The following is a 24,850-nucleotide window of genomic DNA, read 5'->3' as shown; positions in this document are numbered from 1 at the left end:
TCTATTCCTCGCTGGGCCCGGCCTGCGCGACGCAGTGGGCCTTGCCATCGGCCATACGCACCCGGCGCGTAAGCGCCGAGGCCAGCCTTTCGTTGTGAGTGGCCACCAGGGTGGTCAGGCCGTGGGTCTGGTTCAGCCTGACCATGAGCTGGTGCACTTTATCACCGGTGCGCTCGTCCAAGTTACCGGTGGGCTCGTCGGCCAGCAAGAGGCTGGGCTCCAGGACCAAGGCCCGGGCCACGGCCACCCGCTGGGCTTCGCCGCCGGAAAGCTCGCCCACCCGATGGGTGCTCCTGTCCGCCACCCCTACTTCATCCAACAATTCCAGCGCCCTTTTCTTGGCCCAGGCCCGGTCTTTGCGGGCGATGAGCGCGGGCATTATGACGTTTTCCAGGGCGCTGAACTCGGGCAGCAGATGATGGAACTGAAATACGAAGCCGATCTCATGGTTGCGAAAAGCGGCCAGAGCCGGCTCGTCCATGGCGAAAACGTCACGCCCTCCAACCATAACCCGCCCACTGGTGGGCCGGTCAAGGGTGCCCAGGATATGTAACAAGGTGGACTTGCCCACTCCCGAGGCGCCCACCACGGCCACCGCCTCACCCCGGGCCACTTCCAGGTCCAGATCCCTGAGCACCTCGACCTTCTCGCGGGTCCCGAAGTAGGTCTTGTTAAGCTGCCTTATATGAATGTAATTTGGCTCGCCTGTCAAGTCCGGACCCCCGCCGTGCAACCCCTGGACAACCTTATTCATAACGCAGCGCCTGCACCGGGTCCAGGCCACCGGCCACCCGGGCGGGATAGATGGTGGCCAATAAGCTGATGAGCACCGCGCTGGCGGCCACGGCCAAAACCATCAGCGGCTCCACCTGCACCGGCAGGGTGTTGATGGGATACACCGCCTTGGGCAGCTCGATGAAATGGTAACGGGCCAGTAGCCAACAGAGCACCAGGCCGCCCAACGTGCCCACTAGGGTGCCGCCCAGGCCGATAAGAAGGCCCTGGTACATGAACACCCGCCGCAGGCTGGCCTTGGTGGCTCCCAGGGCCTTGAGCACCCCGATGTCCCGGGTCTTGACCATGACCATCATGATCAGGCTGGACACGATGCCGAAGGAGGCCACGAACACGATCAGGATGAGGATCACGAACATGGCCACCTTCTCGAGCTGCAAGGCGGCGAAGAGGTTCTTGTTGGCGCTGATCCAGTCGCGCGCGAAGTACAGCGGGCCCAGGAGCTGCCCCAGCTCCAGCCCGGCCTCGGGGGCCTTGTAGAGGTCCTTGAGCGTCACCTCCACCCCGCTGACCCCCTGCCCCATGCCCAAAAAGGCCTGGGCCGCCTTGAGGCCCATGAACACGATGGAGGAGTCGAACTGGTACAGTCCGGACTCGAACACCCCGATGACCTCGAAGGGCTCGGTCTTGGGCGCGCGGCCCACCGGGGTCTCCTCGCCCAGGGGGTTGATTACGCTCACCACCGAGCCGGTGCCCACGCCCAAACGCCGGGCCAGGGCCGAGCCCACCACCAGGGGCTGGAGGCCGCTCTTGGTCCGGCCGCCTAGGGTGGCGATGGAGCCCTCCACCATGTGGCCGGCCAGCTCGCGGGCCTTGATGGAGGTGGCTGATTGCAGGCCGTAGACGATGGCCCCGCTGGCCGCCGAGGGGGCCACCAGCATCACCTGGCCGTACACGATGGGCGTGGAGCCGGTCACTCCGGGCTGGGCGTTGATGGTCTGGAGCACCTTGGCGGGCTGCCCAATGGCCCCGCCGACCTTGTAGATGGTCACGTGGGAGTTCATGCCCACGATCTTCTTGGTGAACTCGTTCTGGAACCCGCTCATGACGCTGAGCACCACGATGAGGGCGCAAACCCCCAGAGCCACCCCGGCCATGGACAACAGGGTGATTAGGTTAATGAAGGCGTACTGGCGGGCCCGCAGAAAGCGTAAGGCTAAGAAGGCCTCGAAATTCATCACCCCTGCTCTGGCCGCAATAGCGGGAAGAGGATGACCTCGCGGATGCTGGGCTGGTCGGTCATGAGCATGATCAGGCGGTCTATGCCCACGCCCTCGCCCGCGGTGGGCGGCATGCCGTACTCCAGGGCGCGCACATAGTCGCTGTCCATGAACTGGGCCTCGTCGTCGCCCGCCTCGCGCTGGGCCACCTGGTCGTTGAACCGGGAGCGCTGGTCGTCGGGGTCGTTGAGCTCGCTGAAGCCGTTGCCCATCTCGCGGCCCGCGATAAAGAACTCAAAGCGGTCCACGATGTCCGGGTCGAGGTCGTTGGTGCGGCTCAAGGGGCTGATATCGCGCGGGAAGCCGGTGACGAAGGTGGGCTGCCACAGATGGGGCTCCACCGTAAGGTCGAAAATCTTGGCCAAGGCCTTGCCCAGGTTGTCCTGGCGGTCGTGCACCCCGCCCATTTCGGTGGACATGTTCAGGGCCTTCTCGCGGTCAAAGAGCACGTCCGGGGGCACGTTGCCCATCTCCAGCAGAGAGGAGCGGAAGTCAATGCTGTCCCAGGGCGGAGTGAGGTCGATGTTCTTGCCCTGGTAATCGAAGCTAAGGGTGCCCTTGGCGGCCATGGCCACCTTGCCGAACATCTCCTCGGTCATGGTGATCAGGTCTTCGTAGGTGGAATAGGCCTGATAGAACTCCAGCATGGTGAACTCGGGGTTGTGGCGTACGCTCACCCCCTCGTTGCGGAAGTTGCGGTTGAGCTCGAAGACCCGGTCCAGGCCGCCCACCACCAGGCGCTTGAGGTAGAGCTCCGGGGCCACCCGGAGATAGAGCTTCATGTTCAGCGCGTTGTGGTGGGTCTCGAAGGGCCGCGCCGTGGCTCCGCCGGGAATGGCCTGCATCATGGGGGTTTCCACCTCCAGGAAGCCCTTCTCGGTGAGATAGTTGCGCAGGGTGGCCACGATGGTGGAGCGGGTCTGGAAGATGTCGCGGACCTGGTCGTTCATGATCAGGTCGAGGTAGCGCTGGCGATAGCGCTGCTCCACGTCGGTGAGGCCGTGGAACTTCTCGGGCAGGGCCCGGATGCTCTTGGTGACCAGGCTCAGGCTCTCCACCTTGAGCGTTAGCTCCCGGGTGCGGGTGCGGAACAGGGGACCGATCACCCCGATGATGTCGCCCACGTCGAGCTTCTTGAACAGCTTGAACTGCTCGGGGGGCAATACGTCGCGCTGCACGTGGAGCTGCAAGGAGCCGGTGCGGTCGGTTAGCTTAAGGAAGGCGGCCTTGCCAAAGGAGCGGATGGCCATGATGCGGCCGGCCAGGGAGAACTTCTGGTACTCCAGGCCCTCCAGGCGGGCGGCGTCCACCTGACCGTAGGTCTGGATGAGCTCGCCGATGGTGTCGCGGGGGCGGAAATTGTTGGGGTAGAGCTTGAAGCCCAACTCCTCGATTTGCTCGGCCTTCTGGCGGCGCTGCTTCATCAGGACGTTTTCGTCCACCTGCGCCGCTGGTTCCCCGCCCTGGGGCTTGGTGCTATTTTGCTTGTCGCTCGCCACGTTCGTCCTGTTTTTCCGGGCCTTGCCCTCATGGGGCCAAGTGCCGGTTTATTCATGAACTAGGACACTTTATCTACGCCGAGACCCCTATTTTGTCAAGTAGCGCCCCTGGGTGATTTTTTCAAAATTACCCTTGACAAGCAAGGGTATCATAACCATACTTCTGCACGAGCGGGCTCGGCCCTGGCCGGGCCCGCGCTTATATGCTCGAATTAGCGAGGCTGGCCCAGCGGCCTCCTTTTTTACGGTTATACCGACAAGGTACCAGAAGGAGTCATTGCGATGCTGTGCACCACCACCAGAGAAGGCAAGGAATGCGCCTTCATGAGCAAGAAAGGCTGCAGCTTCAACGGCGGCACTTGCCACCCCGCGGTTGAGCCCTGCCAGGGCTGTGAGCGCAGCGTCACCGTCGGCGACATGGTTTACTGCCAGAGCTACCCCGACCCGGCCGCCAAGTGGCGCTACGGCAAGTGCAACTTCGCCACCCACGTCAAGGGCGAGGTCAAGGCGGGCCCGGTGACCATGAACCCGCTGAAGGCTTCCAAGAGGGCCCACGCCCGCTAAGCCTTCCCCCAGAGTTAGTCCTGCCCGGCCCTCCCCCATGGAGGGCCGGGCTTTTTTTGCCCACGCTCCCGAGCCGGCTATTGGCCGTGCTATACTGCCCTATCTGTCAGCGCGATAGCTAGGCGAGGAGCATTTGACGGCAGATCCCCGGGGGAGACGACTCAGATCGACAACATGGCTCACAGCACCGATTACCACCCAGGCACCCGTATCTGGCCCTACTACCTGGTCCTGGCCGCCGTGGCCACCCTGGCCCTGGCCGCCTCCCTGTGGTGGAACATCAACCAACAGCAAGAAGGCGCCCGCGCCGTGGCCCTCACCATGGCCCGCGCCACCCTGGAAAAGGACGTGCTCTACCGGCGCTGGAACGCGCTGCACGGCGGGGTCTGGGCCCCGGTGGGCCCGAACACCCAGCCCAACCCCCACCTCAAAGTGGCCGAGCGCGAGGTAACCACCGCTTCGGGTCGCGTGCTGACCATGATCAACCCGGCCTACATGACCCGCCAGGTGCATGAGCTGGCCGCCCGGGCCACCGGCGTCCAGGGACACATCACCAGCCTGAAGCCCATCCGCCCGGGCAACGCCCCGGACCCCTGGGAGCGCCGCGCCCTGGAGAGCACCGAGCTGGGGAGCCGCGAGGTCTACGAGTTCATAACCACCAGCGGCGAACCCCGGCTGCGCCTGCTCCGGCCCTTGTTCGTGGAAAAGTCGTGCCTGCCCTGCCACGCGGCCCAAGGCTATGAGGTGGGACAGGTGCGCGGCGGCCTGAGCGTCAGCGTGCCCTTGGGGGTGCTCTGGAGCCACACCAGGGACGAGATACTCAGCCTGTTGCTGACCCACGCCATTCTGTGGATGCTGGCCATGGTCTCCCTGTTCTGGGGGGCCCGCCGCCTGGGGCGCCGCATCGCCGAGCGCGACCAGGCCCGCCGCGAGGCCCGCGTCCTCAGCGGCCTTTTGCCCATCTGTTCCCACTGTAAGAAAATCCGCGCCAAGGACGGTCGCTGGGAACACATGGAGACCTACATCACCCGCAACTCGGAAGCGGACTTTTCCCACGGCCTGTGCCCGGAATGCCTGGCCAAGTATTACCCCAAGCCGGGCACCCCCTACCAACCGCCGGCCCCCAAATAAAAACCGGACCGGGCGAACCCGGTCCGGCGCTATCTGGCTTGAGTAAGGCTAGGAGAGCTTGGCCAGGGCCGCCTTCACCGAGGCCATGCCCTGCTCGATCTGGGCGTCGCTGATGGCGAAGGAGAAGCGGATGCAGGCGTCCTCGCCAAAGGCGATGCCCGGCACCGCCGCGGCCGAGGCCTCCTCCAGGAAGTAGTCGGCCAGGTCCTGGGAGCCGTTTATCACCTTGTCCCCGGCCTTCTTGCCGTAATAGGCCGCGAAGCTGGGGAAGGCGTAGAAGCTGCCCTCCGGGCGGTAGCAGCTCACCTCGGGCAGCTCGCCGATCAGGTCCATGATCAGGTTGCGCCGCCGCTCGAAGCTTTTATTCATCTCGCCCACGATATCCTGGGGCCCGTTGAGCGCCTCTTCGGCCGCCTTCTGGGCGATGGAGGTGGGGTTGGAGGTGGACTGGCTCTGGATCTTGGAGCAGGCCTTGATGATGTCCACCGGGCCGCCCATGTAGCCGATGCGCCAGCCGGTCATGGCGTAGGCCTTGCTCACCCCGTTGAGGGTCATGGTCCACTCGTAGGCCGCCGGGCTCAGCGCCGCGGTGCTGGTGAAGCTGCGGCCGTCGAACAGGATGGGCTCGTACATCTCGTCCGAGACCATCAGGATGCCCTTTTCCGCGCAGAAGTCGGCGATGGGCTTGAGCTCCTCGGCCGAGTACACCGACCCGGTGGGGTTGGAAGGCGAGTTCAGGAAGATGGCCTTGGTCTTGCCGGTGACGGCGGCCTTCAGGTCTTCCAGGTTGAGCTTGAAGCCGTCCTCCAGCTTGGTGGGCACGATCACCGGCTTGCCCCCGGCCAGGATGACCATGGGCGGGTAGCTGACCCAATAGGGCGCGGGCACGATCACCTCGTCACCGTCGTCGATGACCGCCTGCATGATCAAATAGGACGAGTGCTTGCCGCCCACGTTGACCATGACCTGGTCCATGGAATAGTCGAGCCCGTTGTCTCGCTTGAATTTGTTGACGATGGCCTGTTTCAGCTCCGGGGTGCCCGGGACCGGGGTGTAGCGGGTGAAGCCCTCGTTGATCGCTTTGATGGCGGCCTGGCAGATGTTGGCCGGGGTGGGGAAGTCCGGCTGGCCGGCCCCGAAGTTGATGACGTCCACACCCGAGGCCCGAAGGGCGTCGGCCTTGGCGTTCAGGGCCAGGGTGGGAGAGGGCTGGATGCTACTCACGCGCCGGGAAAGCTGCATGGCAAGACCTTTCCAAAAACAATGGGGTTAACGGTTATTCGCCAACTATAGCAGTAGGTCAAAAACCCCTCAAGTTTCTAAGCGCACCGGCCAATAAGTTTGACAAGCCCGCAACCACGGCGTATGACCAACACTAACGCCCGCCAAGATGCGGGCCAAAACAGCGCAGTGCTGGGGGAGCCCTTAGTGGGCTGAGAGTACGCCGGGCGTCGGCGTAGACCCCTTGAACCTGTTGGGTAATGCCAGCGTAGGGAAGCAAAGCCGCCGCCGCAGTGTCGGGCCGGTTTCCTTACGGAGCCGGCCCTGATTTGTTTTAGGGCCGGGGAAAGGACCTAGAGTCATGCTAGACGAAATCACCATCACCCGGGCCATCATCGAGCGCTACATGGAAAAACTCACCAACCACCTGGAGGTGGACGTGGCCATCGTGGGCGGCGGCCCCGCCGGTCTGGTCTGCGGCAAGAAGCTGGCCGAGGCGGGCTACAAGACCGCCATGTTCGAACGCAAGCTCTCCATCGGCGGGGGCATGTGGGGCGGCGGCATGATGTTCAACGAGATCGTGGTACAGCAGGAGGCCAAGCGCATCCTGGACGAGTTCGGGGTGCCTTGCCGGGAGTTCGAGCCAGGCTACTACACCGCCGACAGCGTCATGTGCGCCTCGACCCTTTGCTCGGTGGCCACCAAAAGCGGGCTGACCATCTTCAACCTGGTGAGCATGGAGGACGTGATGATCCGGCGCAACCGGGTGACTGGCCTGGTGCTCAACTGGAGCTCGGTGGAGATGGCCGGGCTGCACGTGGACCCGCTGACCATCAAGGCCAAGTGGGTGGTGGACGCCACGGGCCACGCCGCCGAGGTGCTCAACGTCATCGCCCGCAAGGTGGACGCGGAGCTCAACACCACCAGCGGCAAGGTCATGGGCGAGCGCTCCCTGTGGGCCGAGCAGGCCGAGAGCCACACCCTGGACAACACCAAGGAGGCCTTCCCGGGCGTGTACACCGCGGGCATGTGCGCCAACGCGGTGTTCGGCTCCTACCGCATGGGCCCGGTGTTCGGGGGCATGCTGCTCAGTGGCGAGAAGGCGGCCCAGGCCTTGGGGGCCCACCTGGAAAAAGACGAGTAAAGACTAAGCCGGAAGTAATCAGGGCGGGTGGCCGTGGGGCTGCCCGCCTTTTTTTTGCAGGAGAGAAGAAGGACGGCGGAAGCGAAAAGAAAGGTGGCGAAGGAAAGAAGAGGGGGCGGTGATGGAGGCGCGTCTCCCCTGCCCCGCCGCCGGGTGATGTTGGATGCATCGCCCTCCCCTCCGACCAGGACGCCCTCACCGCCGCGCGACCACGCCCGACCGGCCCGCCAGCCAAAGCCGCCCATTTTCCTTCTTTCAAAACCTCTTTGCTCCTTCTTGCCGTTCGTAAAGCGCGACCTTAATTTTTTGCGCAGGATTTCTTGCCGCGAGCAGGACTCGCGGCCCCGATAGCAAAGCTATCGGGGGCAGCAGAGTAAGAGATTAAGAAGGTTTTGAAGTGAAAAATACTAGGGCGGGTATGCGCCCTGCCCCGCCGCCCAGTGGTGTTGGTGAGCACGCCCTACTAGCCGCCCGTCGTGTCCCTCGTCCCGCGTCGTCACCGCCGCGCCGACACTGCCGCCGGCCCTCCGCATCCCCAGACGCCCCCTCTTCCCTTTTTCCAAACTTTTTCTCTTCTTTTTTAAAACCAGCGCGGCCGCAAGGCAAACGCCAGCGGCCGCGCAAATCCCGACAAACTATTTATCTAGCGCCCGGCCCCGCCCCCTCCGGCCACTGCGCCTTCGATCCAATAGGCGCGCTGCTGGGCCAGGAAGCCGTCGGCCCGACGCATTTGCAGCCAATGGTTGACCAGTTCGCGCATCTGGGACGAGTCCTTGGGCATGAGGTAGGCGAAGACGATCACCGCGCCCAGATCCTTGGGCCGCACCGCGCTGTAGCCCGGATGGCTGGAGGCCCACACCCCGCCCTGCTCCAGGGTCCACAGGGCCGCGTCCCAGTCCTTGGTCTTGGGCAGCTGGTCGTAGCCGGGCACCAGAATCTGCTTGGCCCAGGGGAACAGGCGCTGGCCCAGGGTGCGCATGGCCGGGTTGTCGAACAGGGCCAGGGTCAGGTGCTTGTGCTTTTTGATGCGGGCCATGTCCGCGAATTCCTTCACCCGACCGGAGGGCACGATCAGGGCCATGGGGCTATGGAAGATGGGGCTGGAGAAGGCCCCCCAGAGCATGCGGTTCTCCATGACATAGACCCCGCCCATCCAGATGTCCATGATGCCGGCCTTGACGTCCTGCTCCAGGTTTTCGTAGACCACGGGCACGAAGGCCAGCTTCACGTTCAAGGCCCGGGCCAGGTTGTAGGCGCAGGCCACGTCGTAGCCCACCAACTCGCCTTGGTCGTTGCGATAGGCAAAAGGCACGATGTCGCGGCCGTAGCCCACCCTGAGGGTCTGGGTGCTCTGGATGCGGTGCAGGACGCTCTGGCCGGGTTGCAGGGCCGCCTTGGGGTGCTCGCGCAGGAACTGGGCCTGGCTCTCATAGAACCTGGCCTTGATGCCCTGGGTGACGGAGGTGGGCAAGCGGAAGGCCAGGTAGTTTTCCTGGGGCTGGGTCAGGATGTCCTTGAACATTACGTGGCCGCCCCAGGCCAGGAGCACCAGCGCCCCCGCCGTGATGCCCAGCGCGCCCAGGAGGCGGCCCAGCCGCGGCTTGATCTTGCCGTAGAAGTTGAAGGTCATCAGGAAGGTCAGGAAGGCGAAGCCCATCACCGACAGGGCCACCTGGCCGTAGCGGGTGACCATCATGGTCTCCACGTACAGGTCCGTGGGGCTGCCCGGCAGGCGCAGCCAGGAGCCCAGGAAGTCCACCGCGTTCACCGTGCTGGTGGGTGAACCGAAGCAGGAGAACAGGGTCATGAACGGCAGGGCGAGCTCTTCCACGCCGCTCAGGGCGGTGCGGGAGTAAAAGGCCGCGAAGAGCATGAAGAAGTAGACAAAGAAGTTGCCCAACTGGCCCAGGGGGTAGTTAACGGCCAGGGAGGTCTCGATGATCTCCCCCCGCTCCGGGTCGTCGATCTTGTTGGCCTGGGCCAGCTTTTCGGCGGCTTCCTGAATGTAGGGCAAGGCCACCACCGACAGGGTGGTGACCAGGGCCAGGGTAAGGGCGTTGCGCAGGAGGAGGATCACCTCGCGGTAGCGCAGGGGCATCAGGGAGGCGATGGCCATGGGCAGGGCCCAAAAGGCCAGCAGGCCGCAGGCCGCCAGGAAAAGGCCCACGTAGACCAGCAGGCCGCCGGCCTGGGCCAACTCGGTGGTGCCCACGGTGGAGGCGAACATGGCGAACACCGCCACCGGGGCCAGCTTGACCACCCAGCCCCAGATCTTCACGCAAGCGGCGCGCACCAGGGCCAGAATCTCCAGGGCCCGCTCCTTGCCCTTGATGGACTGGATGGCCACCCCGAAGAACACCGATAATAAGACCACGGCGGGCACGTAGTTGTTGGCCAGGTCCTGGAAGATGTTGCCCGGCAGGATGAGCTGCAAGAAGTCGGGGCCGCCCCGAACCTGGGCCGCGTTGTCCACCATGAAGGCCGGGGGCGAGGACGGGAAGGCCTGGCCCAGGAGCAAGATGGCCCCCAGAACGCCGAACCAGGCGGCCAGATAGAAGGGCCAGCTTTTCTTGAGCAGGCGGAGGGCCATGGCCGGGCTCAGGCGGCCCAGGCCGTGCAGCAGGGAGGAAATCAGGTAGGGATAGACCACCGACTCCAGGAGCATGACGTAGGCGTTGCCGATGGGCTGCAACACTCGGCAGGACTCCCCGGCCAACACCCCGGTGGCGATGCCGCCGGCCGCGCCGATGCCTATCCACCCCGCCAGAGTCATGATGTGCGCTCCGCCATCGGGCTCCCCTTCCGCTATGATCCCCAGGCCGAGGGGCACTATAACCCAGGGTAGCGGGGAGGCTCAAGGCGAGCGGCCGTTGCCCGCTTCGCTGTCTCGCGCGGCCTACTGCATCCAGTAGACCATCACCCGGACTATCTTGCCGTCCTTGAGGTGGTAGAACACGCCCATGCCCATCTCCTGCTTCTCGCCCTTTTTGAGGGGGCGCACGTAGTAGTCGGGCATGTCTTGCTGGGCCACGAAGTAACCGTTGAGCTCAATGGCGGTCACCTCGGGAGTGATGATGCGGGTGGTCTCCTCCAGCTTTTCGTCCACCGACTCGTGGGCGTCCTGGAAGTGCTTGAGAATGGCGTCGCGGCCCACAAACTTCTGCTTGGGGTTCTGGAAAACCGCGTCCTCGGCGTAGAACTCGTTCATGAGCTCTTCATATTGCTTGGAGTTGTAGGCCTCGAAGTAGTCCTGCCAAAACTGGGCGTCGGTTGCTTTTGCCATGGTTTCCCCTTTTGCATGCGCCGGGCCTTCTTGGCCCGCAGCCCTGATAGTGATTGACGGCAGAGGCGCGAGACCGCGCACAGGCGCAAAGCCCTGCTTTTAGCGGCACTATATCCCAGGGCGGCGGATAGTCTCAAGCAGCGAGGGCAAGCGGAGATGAAGACAGGCAGGGAAAGAGAGAAGAAGCAGGTTGGGAATAAAAAAACAGGGGAATGGGGTTAGGTGCGCGGGGGTTTGCTTGCGCCGCCGCCCCGGTCAGGCCGTGGCGGGCCGCCATGCCGGGCCGGCTTCAAGCCTGCCTTGATCCGCCGGTTATCATTTTTCAAAATCTCCTCGCTTCTCCCCCGCCAAGTGCCCGCCCCAAAAGAAAGGGCGGGACCGATCCGGCCCCGCCCTTGGATAAGGCTCTATTCGCGGTCCGTTACAAGGCCTCGGTAATCTTGGCCTGCTTGCTCTTGATGGAGCGGGTGTTGCCCTTCTTGGGGGCCCATTCCAGAATCTTGAGCTTGTCCTTGGGCCGGTTTCGGGGGATCAGGTGCACGTGATAGTGCATCACCACCTGGTTGGCTCCCTTGCCGTTGAGCTGCAACACCGCCACGCCGCCGGGCTTTAGGGCATTCATGATGGCCGCGGTCACCTTCTGGGCGGTCTGGTGCGTCGCGGCCAGATCGCCGGGAACCATCTCGATCAGGTTCTCGTAGTGCGATTTGGGTATGACCAGCACGTGACCCGGAGTCACGGGATTCACATCCATGAAGGCCAAGGTGCGCTCGTCTTCATAGACTTTGTAGCATGGTATTTTGCCCGCCACGATGTCGCAGAAGATGCAACTTTCCTCGCTCATCCTCAACCCCCTTCCGGCTCCGGCGCGCCCGGTTCTCCTCCGGCGGCCGTCAAATCGACAATTCGCAGGCCCTGGGCATAGGGCCGGGTTACGTAGTCATTGACTTCACTAATCTTCTTTATCATTTCCCCCAGCCGCTCCACCTGAGCCATGAGCCCGGCGATCTCCTCGGCCCGCTCCGGCTCCTCGCCCAGGGCGCGGCGAAGCTTTTCCAGGCCCAGCTCCAGGGTGGCCAGGGGTTGGGCCAGCTCGTGGCAGGCCGCCCCGGCCATCTCCACCACCGCCTGGCGCTGCTCCATGCGCCGGGCCTGGCCCAGCAGGAGCGCCCCGTTGAGCCCGAAAGCCACCTTGGCCCCCAGGCGCTCCAAAAAGTGGGTGTCCAGGCCCTTTTGGTAGCGGCGGCTGTTGGCCGCGCCCAGGTTCAGGCTGCCCAGCATCTCGCCGCTGACCCACAAGGGCAGCACCGCCAGGGAGCCGGGGCGCCCTTGTCCGGGGAAAAAGAACTCGGCCAGCTCGCGGCCGGGCTGGTCCTCCAAAAAAGGCCGCTCCAGGTCGCCCAAAATGAGGCGCATCTCCTTGCGGCGGCGGCGGAAACAACCGGCCGGGCCTTCCCCGCCGGGGCCGAAGAGCACGTCCAAGCGGCGGTTGTCGGCCACCAGGGCCACGCTCACCTGCTCCAAGCGGTAGATGGAGGCCACCACCTCGGGCAGGCGGCCCAACAGGGCCTCGGGCTCGCTGGGGGCCAGGAGAAACTGCTCCACCTGGTCCAGGCGGTCTTGGATTTCCTGGTTGCGGCGAGCCTGGGTGAGCAGCTCGTCCAAATCCGCCGAAGTGAGCACGAGTGTACCTTCCCGCCGCGGCGCCATGGAGCCCGTGGGGGGCGCCGAAAACATGCTGGCGCCATGCTAGCACAACCGCACTTTGTCGGCAACTAAGCGTTAAGCTGGGCTCTTTTGGCTTGGGCCGCGCGGGCAAAAGCCCTATAATGGCCCCATGCTTTGCGCGGTGATCCAGATGACCAGCACCGAGCGGCGCCAGGCTAATTTGGAGCAGGCGGCCGCTCTTTTGGCATCGGCCAAGGCCCAAGGGGCCAAGATGGCCGTGTTGCCCGAGCATTTTTCTTTTCTGGCGGCCATGGAGAAGATGCCCGCGGTGGCCGAGCCCTTGAAGGGCCCCACCGTGAAATTCCTGTCGCAACAGGCCCAAGAACTAGGCCTGTGGATCATCGGCGGCTCATTCGCCCGCAAAAGCTCCGACCCGGCGCGCGCTTACAACACCTGCCCCGTGCTGGGCCCCTCGGGCGAGCTGGTGGCCTTTTATGATAAGGTGCACATGTTCGACTTGGCCCTGCCCGGCCAGGCCGCCTGGGAAGAGTCCCGTTTCGTGAAAAACGGCCGCCGCCTGGTCACCGTGGAGACCCCGGCGGGTTTGGTGGGTCTAAGCATTTGCTATGACTTGCGCTTTCCCGAATTGTACCGCCGCCTGCGCCTGCGGGGTGCCGCCATCCTCTCCGCGCCGGCGGCCTTTACTTACGCCACGGGCAAGGTGCACTGGGAAATATTGGCCCGCGCCCGGGCGGTGGAGAACTCCTGCTACGTGCTGGCCGCGGCCCAGGTGGGCGAGCACGGCGGCCGGCGGCGCTCCTGGGGCCAGGCCATGATCGTGGACCCCTGGGGCGGCATCCTGGCTCAATGCGGGCCGGAGCCCGGAGTGGCTTTGGCCAAGGTGGACGCCCGGGGCGTGGAGCGCGCCCGGCGCAAGCTGGATTCCACAAGCCATTCCCGGATGCTTCCCCGGGCCTGGCGCGGCAGGTGAGACATGGCCCCGATTCCCCCCCCATATTTCGCCACGGCCACCAGCCGGTGGTTTTTCGGCATCTGCACCCTGCTCATCCTCTACCTGGCCTATCTGCTGGTGCGGCCCTTCCTCATGCCCATCTTCCTGGCCGTGGTGGTGGCGGTCATGGGCTGGCCCATTCACCAGGTGGTGCTCCGGGTGGTGGGGCGCAAGCGCCAGGCCCTGGGCGCGGCCATCTCGGTGCTGCTGTTCGCCATCATCATCGTGCTGCCCCTGTACTTCATCCTGGGGGTGATCACCGCCCAGGCCCTGGACCTGGCCGACACGGTGAACCAGATGCTCAAGAGCGGGGAGCTGCAAAAGACGGTGCAGCAGGGCCTGGGCCTGTTCAAGCCAATATTGGAGCGTTTGCAAGACATCCTGCACCTGGAAAAAACCGACCTGCTCACCCAGCTGGGTGAGTTCCTGGGGCGCATCAGCAATTTCCTCTACGCCAACCTGGCCGGCCTGTTGAAGGGCGTCACCAACCTGGTCATCGACTTCTTCCTGATGCTCATCGTGGCCTTTTATCTGCTCATCGACGGCCGCCACGCGGTGGACCGCCTGCTGGCCCTGAGCCCCATGCCCGTGAGCCTGAACAACAAGATCAAGGACGAGGTGCTCACCACCATGCGGGCCACCCTGACCGGCACGGTGGTGCTGGCCCTGTTGCAGGGCTTTTTGGGCGGCATGGGCTTCTGGATCTTCGGGGTGCCCAACAGCCCCTTCTGGGGCACCCTGATGGTCTTCTCCTCGGTGGTGCCCATCGTGGGCACAGCGGTGGTGTGGGTGCCCGGTGGGCTATACCTGCTCCTGGTGGGCCACACCGGCCCGGCCATCGGCATGATGGTCTGGTGCCTCATCGCGGCCCTGGTATCGGACAACTTCCTCCGGCCCAAGCTCATCGGCGGCCTGGGCGGGCTGCACCCGCTGCTGGTGTTCTTCGCGGTGTTGGGCGGCCTGCTTCTCTTCGGGGTGATCGGGCTGGTGCTGGGGCCCATGGTCCTGGCCCTGCTCTTGTCGCTGCTGGAGGTCTACCGCCTGCACTTCGTAAACCATGAAGAAGAAAATTGCCCCGACCCGGCCCCACCGGCCGTGGCCGAAAACCAAGTGGAGCAAGGTTGATGAAAGACACCTTGGCCATCATCATGGCCGGCGGCAAGGGCGAACGGCTCTCTCCCCTCACCCGGGACCGCTCCAAGCCCGCCGTGCCCTTTGGCGGGGCCTACCGCCTCATCGACATCACCCTGAGCAACTGCATCAACAGCGGCATCTACAAGATCATGGTGTTGCCCCAGTACAAGAGCCAGTCCATGGTGGACCACATCGAGGCGGGCTGGAACATCTTCTCCTTCGACCTGGGGCACTATTTGCGCATCGTGAGTCCCCAGATGCGCTCGGGAGAGCGCTGGTACGAAGGCACCGCCGATTCGGTGCGGCAAAACGCCTATCTGGTGGAGCGCGACCGCTCCCTGAGCCACGGCCTGATCCTTTCGGGCGACCATGTCTACAAAATGGACTACGCCCGTTTCCGCCGGGCCCACGAGGCCGCCGGGGCCCAGGTCTCCATTGCGGTGATCGAGGTGGACCGGGCCACGGCATGCTCCTACGGCGTGGTGGAGGTGAATCCGGACTTCAGTATCCGCGACTTCCACGAGAAGCCGGATGACCCGGTGTGCATCCCCGGCGACGAAAAGCACTCCCTGGCCTCCATGGGCATCTACCTGTTCGACCGCGACGTGCTCATCGATGTGCTCAAGGACACCGAGGGCATGGACTTCGGGCACGACATCATCCCCTCGCTGCTGAGCCGCTACAAGGTGATGGCCTATCCCTACAAGGCCCAGAACCACATCAAGGACTATGTGTGGATCACCGACCAGCAGGGCCGCCGCACCCTCGAGCTTAGAGAAGGCTCGGGCGATAGCGGCTATTGGCGCGACGTAGGCAGCCTGGATGCCTACTGGAACGCCAACATGGACCTGTGCGGGGTGGACCCCTACTTCAACCTCTACGGCCAGCTCTGGCCCATCCGCACCTACCGCCGCCAGCTGCCTCCGGCAAAGTTCGTCTTCGCCAGCGAGCGTGAGGACGAGGGCCGGGTGGGGCGCGCCCTGGACTCCCTGGTGGGCCAGGGGTGCATCATCAGCGGGTCCCTGGTGCGCAATTCGGTCTTGAGCCCCAACGTGGTGGTGCAGTCCTGGAGCCAGGTGGACGAGAGCGTGATCATGGACGACGTGACCATCGGCCGCCGCTGCAAGATCAAGAAGGCGATCATCGACAAGGGCAACCACCTGCCCGAAGGCACCGAAATCGGCATCAACCCCCGGGCCGACGCCGAGCGCTTCACGGTCACCCCCCGGGGCATCTGCGTGGTGCCGCGCAACTATTTCAAAGGCTAGGTGATGTTCAACGGCGACCAGGCGCGGGAGCAGTTTCCTTTCGATTGCGTGCTCAGCCTGGAGCCGTTGATCGACTATCTCCAGGAAAAGTTGGACAGCGGGCGCTGGCCGGACAACCCGGTGGGCGGCGACCTCCTGGCCCGCCTGGACGCCACCCCCGAGCTGCGGGGGCACATCCGCGACCTTTCGGTGCTGGAGGAACACCAGAGCCTCTTGCTGCGCCTGATGAGCCTGCTGTTCCCGCCCGCGGCCTATGACACCGAGGCCTTTTGCGCGGTGGTGCCCTTTGTGCTCACCCCGTTCCTTTTCTCCGATCCCTACCGCGACCTGTTCCTGGCCCCCGGCGAGGGCTGGGAGGTGCGGCGCAATGTGGACCAGGAGACCTGGGTCACGGGCCGGGCCATCAAGGCCTATCTGTTCATCCTGAACCAGTTCTACGGCCTGGAGCAGAAGCTGGAGTTTCCCCTGGCCCTGATCGTGGCCGACCAGGCCACCGGCCTGGAGCGCCACTTCGCCATCTCCCTGGACTTCCGCTTCGTAAAGGTGGAGGCGGTGGGTGAGCCCATCGAGCTGGACGACGCCAAGTGCGAGTTCATCAAGCGCCACATCGACCAGCCCGACAAGCTGGCCGAGGTGCTGCCCCCCGATCGTTTCCGCCTGGCGGGCTTCACCACCCTCAAGGCCACCGAGGTCACCGCCTTCGAAACCATCAGCGCCCTGAGCCGCGATCTCATCGACCAGGAGACCGTGGTCACCCAGGCGGGCTTCGAACGCCTGCAAGGGCGGCTGCGCACCCTGTTCCGGCGCTCCGAGTTGATGGCCTCCCTGGCCGCGATCCACCAGGACCAGGTGCTCTTGCTCAACGTGGGCTGCCAGCTCGAGAGCGACTGCCTGTTCAACGGCTCGCGCCACGAGCCCATCGAGAACTTCAAGGGCACCCTGTTCGAGGAGCTCATCGCCAGCGACCAGGTGGTGGTGGTGCCCGACGTGACCACCCACCCGGGCATGCAGGAGCTGGGCTTCGAGTACGCCGAGCACGGAATACGCTCGCTGATGATCGCCCCGCTGTTCTACCAAGGCGCCTGCATCGGCTCGCTGGAGGTGGGCCTGCCAGGGGTGGACCAGTTCACCCCCACCGACGCGGCCCTGATGACCCAGCTCCAGCCCCTGTTCACCGTGGCGGTGCAGAACTCCCTGGAGGATCTGGACAAGCGCATCCAGACCGTGATCAAGCAGCAGTGCACGGCGGTGCACCCTTCCGTGGAATGGCGCTTCAAGCAGGCGGCCTTCCGCCTGCTGGAGGACCAACGCTCCGGCGACGGCGCGGAGATGGAGCCCATCGTGTTCCACGACGTGCACCCGCTCTACGCCACCAGCGACATCCGGGGCTCTTCCAACGAGCGCAACCGGGCCATCGCCCAGGACCTGGACCGGCACCTGGAGCTGGGCCTGGCCGTGGTGCGGGCGGCCGGGGGGGCGCATCCCCTGCCCATCCTGGCCGAGCTGGCCGGGCGCATCGAGCGGCGGCGGGAGCGCCTGGCCGCGGGCATGAGCAGCAGCGACGAGACCGGGGTGCCCCGCTTCCTCAAGGCCGAGCTGGAGTCGGTGTTCGATGAGCTTGGCGAGCAGGGACCCGAGGCGGCCCAGGCCATAGAGGCCTACCGCCGCGAGGTGGACCCGCGCCTGGGCACGGTGTACCAGGCCCGGCGCCGCTTCGAGCAGAGCGTGTCGATCCTCAACGAACGCCTGGCTTCCTACCTTGACCGCGAGGAGGAGGTCATGCAGGCCTCCCTGCCCCACTACTACGAGCGCCACCGCACCGACGGGGTGGACTACATCATCTACCTGGGCGCGGCGCTCAACCCCGACGGCCGCTTCAGCCGTCTGTACATGTCCAACTTCCGCTTGTGGCAGCTCATAATCACCTGCGGCCTGGCCTGGCACACCCGCGAGCTGCAAGACAGCCTGGCCGTGCCCCTGGAGACCGCCCATCTGGTGCTGGTGCAGCAGAGCCCCATGTCCATCCGCTTCCGCTACGATGAGAAGCGCTTCGACGTGGACGGGGCCTATGACGTGCGCCACGAGATCATCCGCTCCCGCCTGGACAAGGCCACCATCGCCGGCGGCGAGCGCCTCACCCAGCCGGGCATGATCGCCCTGGTCTACTCCCAGGCGGAGGAGGCCCGCGAGATGCGCCGCCACATCGAGCACCTGCAATCCGAGGGCTTCCTCTTGTCCAAGGTGGAGACCCACAACCTGGAGGACCTGCCCGGAGTGCAGGGGCTAAAGGCGCTGCGCGTGGGCATCGACCTGGACTCCCCGGCCCTGGCCGCCCGGGCGGGCAGCGCGCTGCCTTCCTGAGCTCGCGCGCCCTCCCAAAGGTTTGACAGTCCCCAGCGCATTGGGTAGATTAACTGGTCGTATTTTATGCCGCCGAATCCGGCGGTTATTCTGCCTAAGCGCGGGGAGGTTGCGATGGCCAAGGTCGCGGTGGTGTTCCCGGGTCAGGGCTCACAATACGTGGGCATGGGCTCTGCCTGGTGCGAGTCCGACCCCAAAGCCAAGGAGCTCTTCGCCCTGGCCGAGCAAGCCAGCGGCCTGCCCCTGACCAAGCTCTGTTTCGAGGGGCCCATGGAGGAGCTGACCCGCACGGTCAATCTCCAGCCGGCCATCATCGCGGTGGACCTCTGCTGCTGGCAGGGCCTTAAGAGCGCGGGCATCGAGCCCGTGGCCGTGGCCGGCCACAGCGTGGGCGAATACGCCGCCCTGGCAGCCGCAGGGGTGCTCTCCTTTGCCGACTGCCTCAAGCTGATCAGCCTGCGCGGCCGCCTCATGGACCGCGACGCCACGGCCAACCCAGGAGCCATGACCGCCATTATGGGCGCGGAGCCCGACGCGGTGGCCGCCCTGTGCGAAGAGGTAGACGGCGAGGTGCAGCCGGCCAACTTCAACACCCCGGCCCAGACCGTGATCACCGGGGCCAAGGACGCGGTGGCCCAAGCCGGGGCCCTGGCCAAGGAGCGCGGCCTCAAGGCCATCCCGCTCAAGGTCTCGGGCGCCTGGCACAGCCCGCTCATCGCCGAGGCGGGGCGCGACATGGCCGCCGCTCTGAGCGAGACTAGCTTCGCCGCGCCCGTTTGCTTGCACGTACCCAACACCACCGGGGAGCCCACCAGCGACCCGGCGGTTATCAAACAAGAATTGATGAAGCAGCTCACCGCGCCGGTGCGCTGGGTGCAGACCATCCAGGCCCTGTTGGCCTTAGGCGTGGACACCTTCATCGAGGCCGGCCCCAAGAACGTGCTGGCCGGCTTGATCAAAAAGACCGCTCCCGTTGGGACCGCGGTCCACAACCTGCAGGAGCCGGGCGATCTGGAAAAGATCGCCGGGGCCCTGTAGCCACACGGGGAAAGCATCACCATGTCAAAGGTCGAGGTGGTCAGCGAGCGCTGCAAGGGATGCGGCCTCTGCGTGCTGGCCTGTCCCAAGAAGAACCTGGCCTTGGGCGACGAGTACAATGCCCAGGGCTATGCTTACGTGACCTTCAACTCCGACGGCAAATGCACCGGCTGCGCCTTCTGCGCTGAGCTCTGCCCGGACATGGCCCTGAGGGTCTACAAGCAGGAGAAGAAGTAACATGGCCCGGCGAGTAATGATCAAGGGCAACGAAGCCATCGCCATGGGGGCCATCGAAGCGGGCTGCCGTTATTACTTCGGCTACCCCATCACCCCCCAGAACGACATCCCCGAGTACATGAGCGCCCATCTGCCCAAGGCCGGCGGCGTGTTCGTGCAGGCCGAGAGCGAAGTGGCCAGCATCAACATGCTGCTGGGCGCGGCAGCCACCGGCGCGCGGGTGATGACCTCCTCCTCCAGCCCAGGTATCAGCCTGAAGCAGGAAGGCATCTCCTATCTGGCCGGTTCGCAGATCCCCGGGGTCATCGTGAACATGAGCCGCTCCGGCCCCGGCCTGGGCGGCATCCACCCCTCCCAGGGCGACTACTTCCAGTCCACCCGGGGCGGTGGCCACGGCGACTACCGCACCTTGGTGCTGGCCCCCTCCACGGCTCAGGAAAACTACGACCTGACCATGGACGCCTTCGACCTGGCCGACAAGTACCGCAACCCGGTGATGATCCTGGGCGACGCCTTGATCGGGCAGATCAAGGAGCCGGTGGAGCTGAAGGCCTACCGCAAGAAGCCCAAGCCCAAGGACTGGGCCCTCACCGGGGCCGAGGGGCGGCCGGCCCGCTTGCTCAAGAGCCTGTTCCTGGCCGACGGCGAGCTGACCGTGCACAACTGGATGCTGGCCAAGAAGTACAAGAGCATGCAGAAGGAAGTGCGCTACGAGTTCTACCGCGCCGAGGACGCCGAGATGATCCTGGTGGCCTTCGGTTCGGTGGGCCGCATTTTGAAAACCAGCGTGGACATCCTTCGGGACAAGGGCAAGAAGGTCGGCCTGCTTAGGCCCATCACCCTGTATCCCTTCCCGGACAAGGCGGTGCAAGAGGCCGCGGCCAAGGCCAAGATCCTGGCGGTCATGGAGCTCAACACCGGCCAGATGGTGGAGGACGTGAAGCTGGCCGCCGAGTGCGCGGTGCCCGTGGAGTTCTACGGGCGGCCTCCGGGCTCCATCCCCACCCCCGACGAGCTGGCCAAGGAAGCCATGAAGATTTGGCGCAAGGGAGGCCTGAAATGAGCGCCCAGCCTAAACTCAAGAAGGTCTTCGACCGTCCTTCCTGCCTCAAGGACGTGCCCTACCACTACTGCCCCGGCTGCCACCACGGCGTGATCCACCGCCTCTTGGCCGAGCAGATCGACGACTTCGGCCTGAGGGGCAAGACCCTGGGCGCGGCCTCGGTGGGCTGTTCGGTGTTGATCTACGACTACTTTGACGTGGACATCGTGGAAGCCCCGCACGGGCGCGCCGCCGCCGTGGCCACCGGCCTCAAGCGGGCCATGCCCGACAGCTTTGTGTTCACCTACCAGGGCGACGGCGACCTGGCCGCCATCGGCACCGCCGAGATCGTGCACGCGGCCAACCGCGGCGAGAACATCACCGTGGTGTTCGTGAACAACGCGGTGTTCGGCATGACCGGCGGCCAGATGGCCCCCACCACCCTGGAAGGCCAGGTGACCACCACCAGCCCCTACGGCCGCTCGGCCGCCGAGGCGGGCCTGCCCATCCGGGTGACCGAGATGCTCTCCACCCTGGAGGGCACCGCCTATGCCGCGCGGGTGGCGGTGGACAACATCAAGAACCTAAAGAAGGCCAAGGCCGCCCTCAAGCGCGCGGTCACCTATCAGCAGAAGGGCTGGGGCTTCTCCTTTGTGGAGTTCCTCTCCTCCTGCCCCACCAACTGGAAGATGAGCGCCGAAGAGGCCAACGCCAGGGTGGGCAAGGAAATGGCCGACTACTTCCCCCTGGGCGTTTACAAAGACGTCCGGGCCAATTGACCGGGAGCGGGTAAGCGATGTATTTTGACACCATAATCGCCGGGTTCGGCGGCCAGGGCGTGCTCTTGATGGGCACGGTGCTGGCCTACGGGGCCATGAAGGCGGGCAAGCAAGTTACCTACATGCCGGTCTACGGGGTGGAAATGCGCGGCGGCACGGCCAACTGCACGGTGGTGGTTAGCGACCGTCCGGTGGGCTCGCCCATCATCCACGAGCCGGTGACCGCGGTGGTGATGAACCGGCCCTCGGCCGAGAAGTTCGCCCCCATGGTCAAGAAAAAGGGCCAGGTGTTCGTCAACGGCAGCCTGATCCAGGAGGGCCAGTTCACCACCCGCGCCAAGCAGGTGCACTACGTGCCCACCCTGGAGCTGGCCAAGGAAGTGGGCAACCCGCGCCTGACCAACATGGTCATGCTGGGCGCGGTGGTTGCCGGCAGCGGCGTCCTGACCATCGAGCAGGTTGCCAAGGCCCTGACCGATGCGCTGGACCCGCGCTATCACAAGATGATCCCGGCCAACACCGAGGCCCTCCAGGCGGGGGCGCGGTTCGTTACCGGGGAAAAGGCCGCCTAGCGGCCCACACGGGAGGCGAGGCCATGGCTGACAAGGGCGAGAAAGGCCACCACGGACTGATGTCTCAGGGCGACAGCGCCCACTACGGCAACAGCCGGGAGGACGACTTCCTGGCCGGGGTGGACGCCGTGGCCGCCGGCCAGCAGGCCCCGGCCGACGAGAGCCTGCCGGTGGGGGCGCGCATCGCCTTGGTACGCCAGCACAAGGGCCTGAGCCTGGAGGACCTGAGCCAGCGCACCGGCATCCCGGAGGACGCCCTGGCCGAGATCGAGAGCAACGAGGCCTCCCCTCCCCTGGGCGTGCTGGTCAAGCTGGGCAAGGCCCTGGACATGCGCTGGGGCGCCCTGATCAGCGGTGGGGGCGAGCGGCCCTACACCGTGACCCGGGTGGCCGACCGCCAGCAGATGAGCCGCCAGGGCGCCACCAAGCGCACCTCCTACGGATACACCTACGAGACCCTGGCCCCGCACAAGACCAACCGCAACATGGAGCCCTTCATCGTTACGCTTGAAGCGGCCAGCCAGGAAGTGGAGCCCAGCGCCCACGACGGCCAGGAGTTCATCTACGTGTTGGAAGGCTCCATGGAGGCCCTGGTGGACGACGCGGTGGAGATCCTAGGCCCGGGGGACAGCATCTACTACGACTCCAGCGTGCCGCACGTGCTGCGCCCTCATGGCAGCGGCCCGGCCAAGATCCTGGCGGTGATTTACAGTCAGGAGAAGTAGGCTAGAAAGAAAGACAAGATTGCTTGATTGAGTGAGGGCGGGGTTTATCCCCGCCCTTTTTTTGTTGAGCAGAAAAGATAAGTCGTGTTAGACATAATTTTAGCGGAAGTTTATGCATAAACTCCTCTAATGACAAATTTTCCTAATTGCCAATTTCATTTAGTATATTTTATATATTGCATGTCGAGCAAAGCAACCAAATAGGCGGACGCTATCATGAGTCAACATCGACATTCCATTATTCTAACTGCCATAGCTGTTATCACAATCGCTTTTTTTGGGTGCAGCGAAAGTCCCCCCAACAAATCAAGAAAGGATTTGGATACAATGCCGAAGGCTTACGAAAACCAAAGGCAAACGAATGAATCCGCATTGAAATACAACATAATTGATCGGGAGCTTTATGATGCTCCCATAAAAACCCAAGTGGAGTTGCATGTTCAAATAAACGGCACAATCACCGAAGCTAATCTCCGCCAATTACTGCAAAATTTATATTTGCAGGAAACTTCTAAAACCAGCTTTAATTATCATAGCGGCAGACCTACCCATGTCTTTATATATCTTTACACCTCCCGCGATCATTTCGATTCAGGAATGGGTCAATGGATTGGCATGCTGAGCAAAGTGGGCGATGAAGATCCAGTAAAAATAAGTATAAAAAGTGATTTAATTGAAAAAATCAAAGAGCTACCAAAAACAATTCACGGGCTAGACGAAGCAAAGCGCAGGGAAATCTTCGTTACGATTGTCAAAGCTGAAGATAAGTCACACGCAGAAGCAGAGGCGGCATATCCTCTTCCCAACCCTTCTCAACCAGGGTACTCGCAAGATGACGCTCGTGAACAACTTAAAAGACAAGCGGCGGCTTCCAACAAACTCTTGGAAATTTATGAAAATGACATTGCAAAGCAATATAACATCACGCTGGACCAACTCAAAGATATTGGCCTAGAAGGCGTTACAAACAATTGGCCGATGCCTAAATAGGCGATCACAAAAAACGGGGCATCTTAATATATAAGCCTTCCCTACAGTCACGGCGGCCACCTCCCCCAACATACGCGGCTCTCAGCTTTGCCACAGGCGCTGGCGCTGGGCCGCGAAGTGCTAGGCAACCACGCCTTCCATGTGGGCCTGAAGCTCTTTGCCAAATCGGCTCTCTTTTGGGGCGCTGCTCATGGCTTGCCTCCCGCCTTGCTCTCAACCGCTCGTGCTTGGCCAATCCCAAATTTCGCACCTCCCCCATTGACATGGCCGCCTATAGCCTGCACCCTCGGTGTAACAGCCCACCCGCGCACGCGGCCCCAGGCCGCGAGATAGGCTGAAGTCTTGAACGAACCGAATCCCTCCGAACTCACCCAAGCCGCCTTGAACCAGGCCCGCGACCTGGGGGCCGACATCGCCGGAGCCGTGGCCTGGGACCGGCTCATGGCCGGGCCTTCCTACGCGGTGCAACCCTTCATGCCCACTTGGGGCGGGGTGGGCGCGGGGCATCCCGGCCGGGCCCCGGAGCCGGACCTGGACTTCAAGCCGATCAGCCTGGTGGTGGTGGGCGTGGCCCATCCCGGCGGCGAGCCGGAGCTGGACTGGTGGCAAGAGCACATCCCCAGCCGCACCCTGGGCAACCAGGCCCTGGCCAAGGTGACCAAGGGCGTGGCGCGCTGGCTGCGCGAGGAGCACGGGGTGGCGGCGCGCGACCTGGCTTATCACCCGGAGCGCGGCGGGGTGTTTCTCAAGGACGCGGCCGTGCTGGCCGGCCTGGGCGTGGTGGGCCGGAGCAACCTGTTCATGTGTCCGGAGCTGGGCCCCCGGGTGCGCCTGCGCGCCCTGGCCGTGGGCGCACAGCTGGCGCCGGGCGAGCCTCTGGACTGGGACCCTTGCCCGGAGTGCGAGGGCCCCTGCCGCCCGGCCTGCCCGCAAGGGGCCATGGCCCCGAATGGGCGGAAGTGGCCCCCGGACGCCCCGTCTCCCCTGCCCGGCCGCGACGGGGCCTATGCCCGCGAGGTCTGCAACCGTCAGATGGAGGCGGATATCACGGACGGGCGCATGGTGGATTTGCCGGAACGGGAGCAGCCCAGCAAGCAGGTGCGCTACTGCCGCCGTTGCGAGCTGGCCTGCCCGGTGGGGCGCGGCGCAATAAAATAGGCGCCCCCT

The 24,850-nt window shown here is 64.3% G+C and carries 23 protein-coding genes and 1 riboswitch; of the genes, 15 read left to right on the top strand and 8 right to left on the bottom strand.

All coding sequences use genetic code 11. The features are described from left to right. Window position 1 precedes the first annotated feature (1 nt). The 3 genes from KQH53_06385 to lysS are packed head-to-tail and all read right to left on the bottom strand — an operon-like array spanning window position 2 to window position 3,439. On the bottom strand, window positions 2–754 hold the full coding sequence (locus tag KQH53_06385; protein MCB2226290.1) for an ABC transporter ATP-binding protein: 753 nt from the start codon (window positions 752–754) through the stop codon (window positions 2–4). After that, window positions 747–1,973 (bottom strand): ABC transporter permease, encoded by a 1,227-nt coding sequence (locus KQH53_06380; GenBank protein ID MCB2226289.1) that lies wholly within the window; start codon window positions 1,971–1,973, stop codon window positions 747–749. The genes KQH53_06385 and KQH53_06380 overlap by 8 nt, the downstream gene beginning before the upstream one ends. Further along, a complete protein-coding gene (gene lysS, locus KQH53_06375) occupies window positions 1,973–3,439 on the bottom strand; it encodes a lysine--tRNA ligase (GenBank protein MCB2226288.1) in 1,467 nt (488 codons plus the stop codon). Before lysS ends, KQH53_06380 begins: the two co-directional genes overlap by 1 nt. 357 nt (window positions 3,440–3,796) lie before the next feature. On the opposite strand from lysS, the gene KQH53_06370 reads away from it, so the two are divergent. Then, on the top strand, window positions 3,797–4,078 hold the full coding sequence (locus KQH53_06370) for a PxxKW family cysteine-rich protein (GenBank protein ID MCB2226287.1): 282 nt from the start codon (window positions 3,797–3,799) through the stop codon (window positions 4,076–4,078). A 174-nt stretch (window positions 4,079–4,252) separates the two neighbouring features. Further along, window positions 4,253–5,209 carry a DUF3365 domain-containing protein gene (locus KQH53_06365; protein ID MCB2226286.1) on the top strand — a complete coding sequence of 319 codons (957 nt, stop codon included), beginning with the start codon at window positions 4,253–4,255 and terminating at the stop codon, window positions 5,207–5,209. Window positions 5,210–5,257: 48 nt separating this feature from the next. Here the strand turns inward: KQH53_06365 and KQH53_06360 are convergent, their stop codons facing one another. Further along, complete coding sequence (locus tag KQH53_06360) at window positions 5,258–6,451, bottom strand: pyridoxal phosphate-dependent aminotransferase (protein ID MCB2226285.1); 1,194 nt, start codon at window positions 6,449–6,451, stop codon at window positions 5,258–5,260. Between the two features lie 163 nt (window positions 6,452–6,614). Beyond that, a riboswitch (TPP riboswitch) is annotated at window positions 6,615–6,722 on the top strand. Between the two features lie 69 nt (window positions 6,723–6,791). On the opposite strand from KQH53_06360, the gene KQH53_06355 reads away from it, so the two are divergent. After that, window positions 6,792–7,574, top strand: coding sequence for a sulfide-dependent adenosine diphosphate thiazole synthase (locus tag KQH53_06355; protein ID MCB2226284.1), 783 nt, complete (start codon window positions 6,792–6,794; stop codon window positions 7,572–7,574). 643 nt (window positions 7,575–8,217) lie between these two features. Here KQH53_06355 and KQH53_06350 read toward each other — a convergent pair. The 4 genes from KQH53_06350 to KQH53_06335 all read right to left on the bottom strand — a co-directional run bounded on the left by KQH53_06350 (window position 8,218) and on the right by KQH53_06335 (window position 12,540). Further along, complete coding sequence (locus KQH53_06350) at window positions 8,218–10,347, bottom strand: cation:dicarboxylase symporter family transporter (GenBank protein ID MCB2226283.1); 2,130 nt, start codon at window positions 10,345–10,347, stop codon at window positions 8,218–8,220. 123 nt (window positions 10,348–10,470) lie between these two features. Then, window positions 10,471–10,857 carry a nuclear transport factor 2 family protein gene (locus KQH53_06345; GenBank protein ID MCB2226282.1) on the bottom strand — a complete coding sequence of 129 codons (387 nt, stop codon included), beginning with the start codon at window positions 10,855–10,857 and terminating at the stop codon, window positions 10,471–10,473. Window positions 10,858–11,278: 421 nt separating this feature from the next. Then, a complete protein-coding gene (locus KQH53_06340) occupies window positions 11,279–11,701 on the bottom strand; it encodes an HIT family protein (protein ID MCB2226281.1) in 423 nt (140 codons plus the stop codon). 2 nt (window positions 11,702–11,703) lie between these two features. Continuing rightward, complete coding sequence (locus KQH53_06335; GenBank protein MCB2226280.1) at window positions 11,704–12,540, bottom strand: DUF484 family protein; 837 nt, start codon at window positions 12,538–12,540, stop codon at window positions 11,704–11,706. A gap of 175 nt (window positions 12,541–12,715) precedes the next feature. Between KQH53_06335 and KQH53_06330 the strand changes: the two genes are divergently transcribed. From KQH53_06330 to KQH53_06275, 12 genes are all read left to right on the top strand, one after another. Then, the gene (locus KQH53_06330) at window positions 12,716–13,516 is read left to right on the top strand and encodes a carbon-nitrogen hydrolase family protein (protein ID MCB2226279.1); all 801 of its coding nucleotides are present in this window, start codon (window positions 12,716–12,718) and stop codon (window positions 13,514–13,516) included. 3 nt (window positions 13,517–13,519) lie between these two features. Continuing rightward, a complete protein-coding gene (locus KQH53_06325; GenBank protein MCB2226278.1) occupies window positions 13,520–14,662 on the top strand; it encodes an AI-2E family transporter in 1,143 nt (380 codons plus the stop codon). Further along, window positions 14,662–15,939, top strand: coding sequence for a glucose-1-phosphate adenylyltransferase (glgC, locus tag KQH53_06320; GenBank protein MCB2226277.1), 1,278 nt, complete (start codon window positions 14,662–14,664; stop codon window positions 15,937–15,939). Before KQH53_06325 ends, glgC begins: the two co-directional genes overlap by 1 nt. Window positions 15,940–15,942: 3 nt before the next feature. Beyond that, on the top strand, window positions 15,943–18,300 hold the full coding sequence (locus KQH53_06315; protein ID MCB2226276.1) for a GAF domain-containing protein: 2,358 nt from the start codon (window positions 15,943–15,945) through the stop codon (window positions 18,298–18,300). A gap of 114 nt (window positions 18,301–18,414) precedes the next feature. Beyond that, window positions 18,415–19,338 carry an ACP S-malonyltransferase gene (gene fabD / locus KQH53_06310; GenBank protein MCB2226275.1) on the top strand — a complete coding sequence of 308 codons (924 nt, stop codon included), beginning with the start codon at window positions 18,415–18,417 and terminating at the stop codon, window positions 19,336–19,338. A 21-nt stretch (window positions 19,339–19,359) separates the two neighbouring features. Beyond that, a complete protein-coding gene (locus KQH53_06305; protein ID MCB2226274.1) occupies window positions 19,360–19,575 on the top strand; it encodes a 4Fe-4S dicluster domain-containing protein in 216 nt (71 codons plus the stop codon). Window position 19,576: 1 nt separating this feature from the next. Further along, window positions 19,577–20,638, top strand: coding sequence for a 3-methyl-2-oxobutanoate dehydrogenase subunit VorB (locus KQH53_06300; protein MCB2226273.1), 1,062 nt, complete (start codon window positions 19,577–19,579; stop codon window positions 20,636–20,638). Then, window positions 20,635–21,396: a 2-oxoglutarate oxidoreductase gene (locus KQH53_06295; GenBank protein MCB2226272.1), complete on the top strand. Its 762-nt coding sequence runs from the start codon at window positions 20,635–20,637 to the stop codon at window positions 21,394–21,396. Before KQH53_06300 ends, KQH53_06295 begins: the two co-directional genes overlap by 4 nt. Window positions 21,397–21,413: 17 nt before the next feature. Beyond that, on the top strand, window positions 21,414–21,968 hold the full coding sequence (locus KQH53_06290; GenBank protein ID MCB2226271.1) for a 2-oxoacid:acceptor oxidoreductase family protein: 555 nt from the start codon (window positions 21,414–21,416) through the stop codon (window positions 21,966–21,968). 23 nt (window positions 21,969–21,991) lie between these two features. Continuing rightward, on the top strand, window positions 21,992–22,693 hold the full coding sequence (locus tag KQH53_06285) for an XRE family transcriptional regulator (protein ID MCB2226270.1): 702 nt from the start codon (window positions 21,992–21,994) through the stop codon (window positions 22,691–22,693). 216 nt (window positions 22,694–22,909) lie between these two features. After that, window positions 22,910–23,683 (top strand): hypothetical protein, encoded by a 774-nt coding sequence (locus KQH53_06280; protein ID MCB2226269.1) that lies wholly within the window; start codon window positions 22,910–22,912, stop codon window positions 23,681–23,683. A gap of 342 nt (window positions 23,684–24,025) precedes the next feature. Then, the gene (locus KQH53_06275) at window positions 24,026–24,841 is read left to right on the top strand and encodes a hypothetical protein (GenBank protein MCB2226268.1); all 816 of its coding nucleotides are present in this window, start codon (window positions 24,026–24,028) and stop codon (window positions 24,839–24,841) included. The last annotated feature ends 9 nt before the right edge of the window (window positions 24,842–24,850 follow it).

Source organism: Desulfarculaceae bacterium (assembly GCA_020444545.1).
Taxonomy (GTDB): Bacteria; Desulfobacterota; Desulfarculia; order Desulfarculales; family Desulfarculaceae; genus Desulfoferula.
Note: the sequence above shows the minus strand (reverse complement) of the source record. Positions and strands in the feature narration are given on the sequence as shown.